Below are 9765 nucleotides of genomic sequence, written 5' to 3'. Positions count from 1 at the left end.
CGGGGGCGTGCGGGGGCTCGGTCGGGTGTCGCGGGGCCCGGGCGTCGGTGGAATCCACGGCGGACGGGGTTCCTCTCGGGGGACGGCGCCCGTACGGGCCGGGACAGGAGATCCGTCCCACGGAAGAGGGGGGCGCGGCACCTGGAAGCGGGTGAATTGGTCAATACGAAGTACGCGGCGGCCCTCACCGCCTCCACCCCGGCCCCTTCGGCCGCCCCGCCCCGGTCCGGCGGGGTCCGGCGGGGGCCGCGTCACAGCCGGGCCTCCCCGGTGGCGGGGCCGGAGCGGGCACGGTAAGGGGGTGACGGCGCGGGGCGGGGGCGCGCCGGGGAGGCGGCGGCGGGACCGGGCCGGGCGCGGGCGGCGGGCGCGCGTACGGACGGGAGCGGCCCCTCCCCGTACGCCCGCCCCTTCGGGACGTCCACGGCGCAGGGGAAAGGGCCGCCCGTTCCCGTTACTTGACCGCTCCGGCCATCACCCCCGACACGAACTGCCGCTGGAAGGCGAAGAAGACGACGAGCGGGATGAGCATCGACAGGAAGGCGCCCGGCGCGAGGATGTCCACGTTGTTCCCGAACTGCCGTACCTGCTGCTGGAGCGCCACGGTGATCGGCGGGCTGCCGGAGTCCGCGAAGATCAGCGCGATGAGCATGTCGTTCCAGACCCACAGGAACTGGAAGATTCCCAGCGAGGCGATCGCGGGGCCCGCGAGCGGCATCACGACCCGGGTGAACAGCCGCAGTTCGCCCGCGCCGTCGAGCCGGGCCGCTTCGAGGAGTTCGCGCGGGATCTCCGCGAAGAAGTTCCGCAGCAGGAAGACCGCGAAGGGCAGCCCGAAGGCGACGTGGAAGAGGATCACGCCGATCGTGGACTCGAAGATCCCTATCCAGCCGAAGAGTTTCGACACCGGCAGCAGCGCGACCTGCACGGGCACGACCAGCAGCCCCACCACGAGCAGGAACCAGCCGTCCCGGCCCGGGAAGTCCATCCAGGCGAAGGCGTACCCGGCGAGCGAGCCGATGAGGACGACGAGCAGCGTGGAGGGCACGGTGATGAGGACCGTGGACCACAGGCTGTGCGTGATCGCGCTGTTGTCGAGCAGGTTGCCGTAGTTCTCGACGGTGAGCTGGGCGGGGCTCGTGAGGACCTTCCACCAGCCGTCGGCCGCGATGTCGGAGGGCGAGCGGAGCGAGGAGATCAGCAGCCCGACCGTCGGCACGAGCCAGAAGACGGCGACGAGGAGGAGGAAGACCCGCAGCACCCCGCCCGCCGCGAGCCGCGCGGCGCGGGCGGCGAAGGACTCGGCCCTGCCGGGGCGCTTGCCGGGGGTGGCGCGCGCGGGCCCGGCAGCCCCGGGCTCCGGGACCGTCCTGGGTACGGCGGCGGTCATCGGCGTTCCTCCTTGCGTTCCCTGCGCAGCCTGCGGATGTTGAGCAGCATCACCGGCACCACCAGGACGAACAGGAATATCGAGATCGCGCTCGCGACGCCCGCGTCCCCGTCCACGAAGGCCGTGTTGTACAGCTCGACGGCGAGGACGTTCGCGTCGTCGCGCGCGGAGCCGGGCGGGATCACGTACACGAGGTCGAAGATCTTCAGCACGTTGATCATGAGCGTGACGAGGACGACGCCGAGCACGGGCGCGAGCAGCGGCACGGTGATGCGGCGGAAGACCTGCCACTCGCCGGCCCCGTCCACCCGTGCCGCTTCGAGGAGTTCGCGCGGCAGGCCCGCGAGCCCCGCGCCGATCAGCACCATCGCGAACCCGGCCCACATCCACACGTACGCGCCGATGACCGACCACGTGACGAGCGTGGGACCGAGCCAGTCGATGCCGCCGTAGGGCTCGCGGAAGTTGTCGGCGGGGAGCCGCAGCCGGGCGCCGTCCGCCTTCGCGGGGAGCGTGAAGCGCCCGTCGTCCCCGGCCTTCGCCGAGGCGACGACCTCGCCGTCCTTCACGGCCTCGACCCGCATCCCCGGGTAGCCGAGCTCCTTCGGGTCGACCTTGTCGAGCGTGCCGCCGCCGCCCTTCGTGAAGTCCTGCCACACCGTGCCCGTGATCCCGCCGTCCTCGCCGGGCGGCGCGGGCGCGGCGGCGGGCTTCGCGCGGTCCGGCATGACGTCCGGGGCGACGCCGACGAGGGGGAGGAGAAGGTTCGTTCCGCCTCGTACCGCCTCCTTCGTCTCGAACGCGCCGCCCTTGACGGCCTCCAGCGCCGCGCGCGGGCGCGGGTGCGCCTTCGGGAAGGCCGAGGACCCGGCGAAGGTGTCGTGCACCGTCACGGCGACCGCGTTCGCGATGCCCCGGTCCGGGTCCTGCTCGTACACGAGGCGGAAGATGATGCCCGAGGCGAGCATCGAGATCGCCATCGGCATGAACACGAGCAGTTTGAACGCCGTTCCCCACTTGACGCGCTCGGTCAGGACGGCGAGCACGAGACCCAGCGCCGTCGCGACGGTCGGCGCCACGACGAGCCAGATCGCGTTGTTCTTGATCGCCGTCCTGATGTTCGGGTCCGAGAACATCTCGCGGTAGTTCCCGAGCCCGACGAAGCCGTCCCCCGAGGAGTCGAAGAGGCTCCGCACGACGTTCCACACGATGGGGTAGAGCACGAGCGCGCCGAGCAGCACGAGCGCGGGGAGCAGGAAGAGGACGGCGAGGGAACGGCGGGTACGGGTGACGGACGCGGGGCCCTTGTCCCGGGAGGACTTCGGGGACTCGGGCGACGTACGGGGCGCGGGCACGCCCCCGCTCGGGGACGCGGGGGGCACCGGCACGCGACCGGCGCCCCCCGCCGCTTCGGCGGCCACCCCGTCAGTCCTTGTACGCCTTGGCGGCGTCCCGCTCCAGGCGGCCCTGGATCGCGGCGACGTCCCCGGGCTTCGCGAGGAAGTCCTGGAGCGCCTTCCACTCGCCCTTGTTGGGCGAGCCGCCGAAGGACTGCGGCATCTGGTCCGACATGTCGTAGCGGATGTCGTCCCCGGCCTTGATCAGCGCCTCCGCGATACCGCGCTGCACGTCGTTCGGGTACGCGGACGTGTCGAGCGCCTTGTTCGGCGAGACGAAGCCGCCCGTCTTCGCCCAGATCGCCGCGGCCTCGGGCGAGGCGAGGTACGTGAGCAGCGCCTGCGCGCCCTCGGAGTCCTTGAGCGCGACGGCCGCGTCGCCGCCGACCACGGCGGGAGCCTTCCCGGAGCCCACGGCCGGGAAGGGGAAGACCTTGGCGTCGGAGCCGATCTTCGCGTCCGTCTCGGCGATGTTGATGCCGACGAAGTCCGCCTCGAAGACCATCCCGGCCTTCGGCTGGTCGCCGCCGGTGAACGTCTGCGTGACGGAGGCGGGGAACTCGGTGGCGAGCGCGCCCTTCGCGCCGCCCGCGAGCAGGTCGGGCTTGCCGAAGAGCTGACCGAGTGTCGTGAGCGCCTGCTTCACGGAGGGGTCGGTCCACTTGATCTCGTGCCGCGCGAGCTTGTCGTACTTCTCCGGCCCGGCCTGCGAGAGGTAGATGTTCTCGAACCAGTCCGTGAGCGTCCAGCCGTCCGCGCCCGCGACCGAGACGGGCGTGACGCCCGAATCGGCCACCGTCTGCGCGGTCTTGAGGAAGTCGGCCCAGGAGGAGGGGACTTCGGCGCCCGCGTTGTCGAACACGGCGGTGTTGTACCAGACGAGGGACTTGTTCGCGGCCTTGAAGTAGACGCCGTACTGCTTGCCGTCCACGGCGCCGAGTTCCTGCCAGCCCTGCCCGTAGTTCTTCCTCAGCTCCGCCTGCGCCCCGGCGCCCACCGGCTTCGCCCAGCCGCGCTCCACGGCCTGCTGGATCGCCCCGACCTGCGGGAGCATCGCCACGTCCGGCTGGCCGCCCCCGGCGATCTTCGACTCCAGGAAGCCGATGACGGGGTCCTGCGCGGCGACGTACTCCGTCTTCGCCCCGGTGCGCTTGCCGAAGTCGGCGAGCACCTTCTCGAAGGCGTCCCGCTCCGCCCCGCTCCACACGGCGGCGATCTTCACCGTCTGCCCGTCGAGCTTGGGCAGCCGGACGCCTGAGGAGGACTGTCCGGCGGAGGCGGAGGGCTTCTTCGCGTCGCTCCCCCCGTCCTTGCCGCCGTCCCCGTCGCTCCCGCAGGCGGTGAGCGCGACGGCCGTCCCGGCCGTGACGGCCAGGAGCGCGAGCCCGCGCGCCCGCCGTCTCGCGGTACCCCGCGTCGCCCGCGTCCGTGCATCCCGAAGAGGTGCGCGCATCATTGCCCCGTTCTCTTCCGTCACTCCAACTACGGTTCGCATCCCGGTGGTTGCCGGGAGGGGGAACCCCTTCCCCTTCCCCGCACATCTACGCCCGCGGGGTGCGGGCGGCAAGGGGGCCGGGAACGGTGAGCTGGGCGGACGGCCCCGTTCGTGACCGGTCTGTGACCCGGGGGGGCGTCCGCGCCCCCCCGGCGGGACGGGAGGAGGCCGCGGCGCGCGGGGCCCGGCACCGCGGGGACCGCGGAAGGGGTGCTACGGCTGGAGCGCGTGGACGAAGGAGACGGACAGGACCTCGAAGTTCTCCTCCCTGGTGGCCAGGTAGCCGGTCATGCAGTCGCTCTCGCCGTGGGCGTCGGTCGCCGCCCTGCTCGTCCAGTGTTCGAGCAGGGTGAAGGCGCGCGGGTCGTCGCGGTCCCGCAGGACGCGGAATTCCAGGCAGTCCGGGTTGGCGCGGGTGGGAGCGATGATCCGCCGCAGAGCCCGCTCCGCCGCCTCCGCCCTGCCAGGCCGGGCCCGCAACCTGATCACGGCGAACAGCGGCCCCGCGGGCGGCGTGGGCATCGCCCCGGTGGCCGGGGACCCGGCCGGGCGGGCGGCGGGCCCGGGGTGAGGCGGTCGGACACGGTGTCCTCCTTGCGTGGATGGCGGTCCCGGGCACGCGGAGCCGCAGGGTGCCCCCCGTCCCGGACGGCTCGCTTCCACGCTCCGGCGAGCGGATGCGGGGCGGGGCGTACGGATACGGGGCGGGACGGGGCGGGGCGGCGGCCGGGCGCGGCGGGGCGGCGGCGGGGTGGATCGGCGGCGGGTTCAGGAGCGGGTGAACCAGCGGGCCAGGCAGTCCTGGAGCCCCGCGTCGTCCGGCGCGCCGGGCAGGCCGGCCCAGGCGACGATGCCGTCGGGGCGGACGAGAAGCGCCTCGTACCCCAGGCTGTCGTCGGGGCGGCCGGGGACGTAGGTCACCTGCTCCTTCCACGGCGCGGCCTCCTCGCCCAGGCTCCGGTGGGGGCCGAAGTCGAGCAGCACGCCGCGGCCGTCTCGGAGGAGGTCGCTGAGGCGGCCCGCGCCGGCGAGGCGGAAGTCGGGGGCGGTGCGGCCGACGAGCGGCTGATCGCCGCCCAGGTCGTAGCGGTGGAAGAGCCCCGAGCTCCGGCGGTACACGTGGGTGGTCCCGTCGGAGGTGGCCATCAGGTCGCGCACCAGGTGCTGCAAGGCGGGGGCGTGGGGGCCGGGGCGCATGGTGGCGACCTGGGTGCGGGACCAGTCCAGGACGGCGGCGCCGACCGGGTGGCGTTCGGCGGTGTAGCTGTCGAGGAGGCCGTCGGGGGCGTCGCCGCGCACGGTGGCGGCCAGCTTCCAGCCGAGGTTCATCGCGTCGCCGATACCGAGGTTGAGGCCCTGGCCGCCCAGCGGGGAGTGGATGTGGGCGGCGTCCCCGGCGAGCAGGACGCGCCCGCGACGGTAGGAGGTGGCCTGCATCGCGCGGTCGGTGAAGCTGGAGGCCAGGCGCACCTCCGTGAGGGCCGCATCCGTGCCGGACACGCGCCGCAGGACCTCTTGGAGGTGAGCGCGGGTCAGCGGCCGGGAGCGGTCGAAGGCGCCGCCGTCGAAGTCCATCGTGCCCAGGTGCCCTTCGAGGGGCGTGCGCAGGTACATGCCGGTCGGCGTCAGATGGAAGCCCAGGGGCAGTCGCCGCGGGTCGTCGAAGGTGACCTGGGCGACGTAACCGGTGAAGAGCGGCGCGGTGCCGGTGAAGGAGAAGCGCGCGAGGGTGCGGACCGCGCTGTGTCCGCCGTCGCACCCCACCAACCACCGGGCGTGGTGCTCCCGGCCCCCGGCCGTCACCGTGACCGACTGACCGTCCTGGCGCAGGGCGGTGACGGGCGCGCCCCGCACGAGCGTCACGCCTCGCGCCGCGGCACGCGCGGTCAGGACGCCGCCGACCGCGTCCAGGCTCGTCATGAAGCCGTCCATCGCCGGTCCGGGGAGCCGGTGGGCCAGCGCGCGGGGCGATGTCGGCGGCGTCCAGCGTGATGCCGGCGAAGTGGCCCAGGTTCCGGGGAGCGGGGGCCCGCGCGGCGCCGGGGGCGGCGCCGACGGTGGCGGCCTCGACCCCCGACGCCTCCAGCAGGGGCAGGAGCAGGCCCCGGCGGGCGAAGGTCTCGGCGGAGGCGGCGTTCAGGCCGCGCAGCCCGAGCGGGAGTGCCCGCAGCGGCGGGTGCGGGTCCGCGTCGCGCTCCAGGACCACGACGGAACAGCCCGCCAGGGCGAGTTCGCCCGCCAGGAACAGGCCGACGGGGCCCGCACCGGCGATCGCTATGTCGTACATGGACGTCTCCTCGGGAAGCGGGGGGTGCGGCGGGCCGGGCGGGTGCCGGGCCCGGGGGTTCAGTCGAAGAGGGCCAGGTCGATCGAGTGGGCCAGGGCCTCGTATCCGGCGTCGTTGCCGTGCAGGTGGTCGCCCATGTGCAGGTCCTCGCGGATACGGGAGGGGTCGGCCGGGTCGCGCCAGACGGCGTCGAAGTCGAGGACGCCGTCGAACGCGCCGCTGGAGCGCATCCACGTGTTGACCCGCGCGCGGGCCCGGTCCCCCTGGGCCGTGTACATCTCCGAGCCGCCGTAGGGCGCGATGGTGGCGGCGTACGCCTTCGCGCCGTGTGCGCGGGCGCGGGCGGCGGCCTGGAGGTGGGCGGCCACGACGTCCTCGACGGTGACGGGCCCGCCGCCGAACAGGGCGAGGAGAGCGGCGTTCTCCTCGGTGTCCGGGGCGAAGGAGAAGACCAGGTCGTTGCCGACGGCGATCACCACGTGCCCGAGCCCCTGCGTGGCGAGGACGTCCCGGTCGAAGCGGGCCAGCGCGGACGTGCCGATGCCGTCGTCGAGCAGGCGGTTCCCGTTGATGCCCTGGCTGACCACGTATCGCGTCGTCCCGTCGCGCGCCGCGAGACGCTCGGCGAGTACGTCGGTCCAGCGCCGGCGGCTCCGGGCGTCGAGCCGGTCCCGTCCACGCGGGAATCGCCGAGGACGGCGATCGCCCCGGCCGGGCGGCCGGGCAGCGCCTCCACCGCCGACAGGAACGCCTGGGCGGGCAGCGGGACGGCGTCGGCGCGCGGCGCGCGGGCGGCGGTCGCGTCGCCGGGCACGCTCCAGCCGCGCGGGCGGCGGTCGCGTCGCCGGGCACGCTCCAGCCCAGCGCGTGGAACGTGCCGTGCCCGGTGACGGTCTCGACCCGGCCGGGCACGTACAGGCTGATCGCCAGCCGCGACAGCGCGGGCGGCGCCAGATCGACGGGATCGCTGAGGACGGGTGCGCCGGCGGGAATCGTGACGCCCGGCAGGCCGCCGAAGGTCACCGCGCGGCCGTCTCCGTCTTGGCCCGTGCGGCCGTCGCCGGTGAGGGCGACCCGTGCCGCGCCGATCGTCACGGGTGCGGTCCCGTATTCGTTGCTGAGACGGATACGGAGACGGCGGCCGCCGCCGCTCACCCGCACGATCTGCCGCAGCGTGACGTTCTCGACCGCGTCCACGCCGGAGACGGAGTCGTCCGCACCTGCGGGGAGGCCCCCCAGGTGCGGACCCAGCCCGGCGCGGGGCGCGCGCCCGCCGTACGGGCGCCGGTGCTGTCGCTCTTGTCGCTGTCGGTTCGGTTCATGGCCGTTGTCCTTCGCTCGGAGGGGTGCGGGCAGGCCGGAGCCCGCGGCGGCGGCGCCCGGGTCGGCTCCCGGAGGGCCCTCGCCGACCTCGCTCACACTCTCGCTATACCGAGCGTACTTCTATCCTCGGTATAGGAATACCTCGGGGTTAGGATTCGGGCATGGAGAACGACGCGCCCTTGGGGCGACGTGAACGGAAGAAGACGGCGACCCGGACGGCGATCCTGGAGGTGGCGACGAGCCTGTTCCTTGAGCGCGGGTTCGACGCGGTCACGGTGCGCGAGATCGCTGACGAGGCCGACGTGACGCCCAAGACCGTCTTCGCGCACTTCCCCCGCAAGGAGGCGCTGGTCTTCAGCACGGAGAACGAGCAGCAGGACCGGCTCGTCGCGGCGGTCCGCGACCGCGCCCCGGGCACGACCGTCTCCGAGGCGCTGAGCTCGCACTTCCTCGCCGAGATCGCCCTGCTCCAGGCCGAGCCCACGCGCCGGATCATGGTCCTCATGGAGGACACACCGTCCCTCACCGAGTACGCCGAGAGGATGTGGCTGCGGCACGAGGACGCCCTGATCGCGGTGCTCACCGAGGAGTTCGGGCTCGCCGAACCGAGCGCGGAAATCCGCTTCTACGCGCGGTTCGCACTCCAGATCCCGCTCATGGCCCGTCAGGCCGACCCCGAGTCGGCCGTGGAAACGGGGTTCGGGCTGCTCGACCGGGGGTGGGCGCACTACGTTTCCGCGCGGCGGTAGCGCGCGCGTCGTTCCGCACCGGGCGCGCCGCGGCATCCCCGCCGCCGCCCCGGTGCCCGTTCACGCCGGGACGCCCGCCCCGGGACCCCCGCTCCGGCCGCCCTCAGCCCAGGGCGCGCTCCAGGCAGACCAGGTCCGGCCGGGCCTCCCACGAGGGCACCCGGCAAAAGCCCTCGCGCTCGTACAGGCGCAGGGCGGGTTCCCGCCAGGACCAGACGGACAGCCGCAGGGCCGGGGCGCCCGCCTCGGTGGCGAGGGCCGTCGCCTTCGCCATGAGGGCCGCGCCGACGCCCTTGCCCCGGTGGCCGGGCGCGGTCCACAGGCGCTTGAGCTCGGCCGGGGCCGCGGCGGGCGTGCGCAGCACGGCGCAGCCGGCCGCCTCCGCCTCGCCGGGGACCGTCGCGAGGAGGACGGTGGCACCCGCGAAGGACTCCGCCGGGTGCTCGATCTCGGCCCGGTAGGCCGGGGGCAGCTCCGCCGGGCCGGAGACCGGGACGCCCTTCTCCTCCTCCGTCCGGAGGTGGTACGCCGTCAGGAGGGGACGCAGCCGGGGGTCGTCGGCGGGAACGGGGGAGACGTGAGCGGTCACAGCAGTGGCTCCAATGGTGTCGCTTCGGCCGCCCGGGCCGCCCGGTCGAGGGCGCTGGCCAGGAGGGCGAGGTCGGTCGGCCCGTTGCCCAGTTCGCGGACCGGACGGGCACGTTCGGGGGCGTCGCCCATCCGGGGCCACTCCAGCGGAGCGACCGTCGGGCGCAGCGTCGCCGTGCGCGGGATGCGGCCCGTGACGCGGCCCCCCTGGAAGGGGAGGGCCGCCCCGTCCTGGGTGAGCAGGCGGCCCCGGCCCGGGGCGGGTTCCTCCGGGGCCGGGGACGGCGCGTCGAGCACGACCCGGACGCCCGCCGCGCGCGCCACGTACGAGGCCGCGGCCTTCTCGGTGCGCGCGCCCGCCGCGATCAGGTGCACGCCGAGCCGCGCCCCCTCCCGCACCACCGTCTCCAGGGCCCGCACGACCGAACCGGCCGCCGGGCGTCCCGTCGCGCCGAGCGGCGGGTCGAGCAGCGCGTCCACGTCGTCCACGAGGACCACGAGGCGCGGCAGCGGGCTCCGTCCCGGGGCGGAGGCGG

The 9765-nt window shown here is 74.5% G+C and carries 7 protein-coding genes and 2 pseudogenes; 1 reads left to right on the top strand and 8 read right to left on the bottom strand.

Annotation, left to right across the window (positions count from 1 at the left end; genetic code table 11):
- Window positions 1-454: 454 nt before the first annotated feature.
- The 6 genes and pseudogenes from SSBG_RS09875 to SSBG_RS34455 all read right to left on the bottom strand — a co-directional run bounded on the left by SSBG_RS09875 (window position 455) and on the right by SSBG_RS34455 (window position 7390).
- Window positions 455-1390 carry a carbohydrate ABC transporter permease gene (locus tag SSBG_RS09875; protein WP_008746020.1) on the bottom strand — a complete coding sequence of 312 codons (936 nt, stop codon included), beginning with the start codon at window positions 1388-1390 and terminating at the stop codon, window positions 455-457.
- Window positions 1387-2745, bottom strand: coding sequence for a carbohydrate ABC transporter permease (locus SSBG_RS09870; RefSeq protein ID WP_037871292.1), 1359 nt, complete (start codon window positions 2743-2745; stop codon window positions 1387-1389). Before SSBG_RS09870 ends, SSBG_RS09875 begins: the two co-directional genes overlap by 4 nt.
- A 70-nt stretch (window positions 2746-2815) precedes the next feature.
- A complete protein-coding gene (locus SSBG_RS09865; protein WP_037871290.1) occupies window positions 2816-4162 on the bottom strand; it encodes an ABC transporter substrate-binding protein in 1347 nt (448 codons plus the stop codon).
- A 333-nt stretch (window positions 4163-4495) separates the two neighbouring features.
- Window positions 4496-4804, bottom strand: coding sequence for a putative quinol monooxygenase (locus SSBG_RS09860; RefSeq protein ID WP_008746017.1), 309 nt, complete (start codon window positions 4802-4804; stop codon window positions 4496-4498).
- Window positions 4805-5050: 246 nt separating this feature from the next.
- Window positions 5051-6569 (bottom strand): annotated as a pseudogene (locus SSBG_RS35715) (FAD-dependent oxidoreductase).
- 59 nt (window positions 6570-6628) lie between these two features.
- A complete protein-coding gene (locus tag SSBG_RS34455; RefSeq protein ID WP_234010738.1) occupies window positions 6629-7390 on the bottom strand; it encodes a GDSL-type esterase/lipase family protein in 762 nt (253 codons plus the stop codon).
- Window positions 7391-8053: 663 nt separating this feature from the next.
- Between SSBG_RS34455 and SSBG_RS09845 the strand changes: the two genes are divergently transcribed.
- Window positions 8054-8641 (top strand): TetR/AcrR family transcriptional regulator, encoded by a 588-nt coding sequence (locus SSBG_RS09845; RefSeq protein WP_008746016.1) that lies wholly within the window; start codon window positions 8054-8056, stop codon window positions 8639-8641.
- A 103-nt stretch (window positions 8642-8744) separates the two neighbouring features.
- Here the strand turns inward: SSBG_RS09845 and SSBG_RS09840 are convergent, their stop codons facing one another.
- Both SSBG_RS09840 and SSBG_RS09835 read right to left on the bottom strand, forming a co-directional pair.
- Window positions 8745-9230, bottom strand: a complete 486-nt coding sequence (locus SSBG_RS09840) for a GNAT family N-acetyltransferase (protein WP_008746015.1) — start codon at window positions 9228-9230, stop codon at window positions 8745-8747.
- A pseudogene (locus tag SSBG_RS09835) lies at window positions 9227-9765 on the bottom strand (hypothetical protein); the annotation flags it as partial. The pseudogene SSBG_RS09835 and the gene SSBG_RS09840, both read right to left, overlap by 4 nt.

It is taken from the genome of Streptomyces sp. SPB074, from assembly GCF_000154905.1.
GTDB lineage: Bacteria > Actinomycetota > Actinomycetes > Streptomycetales > Streptomycetaceae > Streptomyces.
This window is presented reverse-complemented; position numbering and strand designations above follow the sequence as displayed.

Excerpts from the sequence above, each read along its gene's own strand:
- SSBG_RS09875 (WP_008746020.1), bottom strand. The coding sequence starts at position 1,390 with ATGACCGCCGCCGTACCCAGGACGGTCCCGGAGCCCGGGGCTGCCGGG.
- SSBG_RS09860 (WP_008746017.1), bottom strand. The coding sequence starts at position 4,804 with ATGCCCACGCCGCCCGCGGGGCCGCTGTTCGCCGTGATCAGGTTGCGG.
- SSBG_RS09845 (WP_008746016.1), top strand. The coding sequence starts at position 8,054 with ATGGAGAACGACGCGCCCTTGGGGCGACGTGAACGGAAGAAGACGGCG.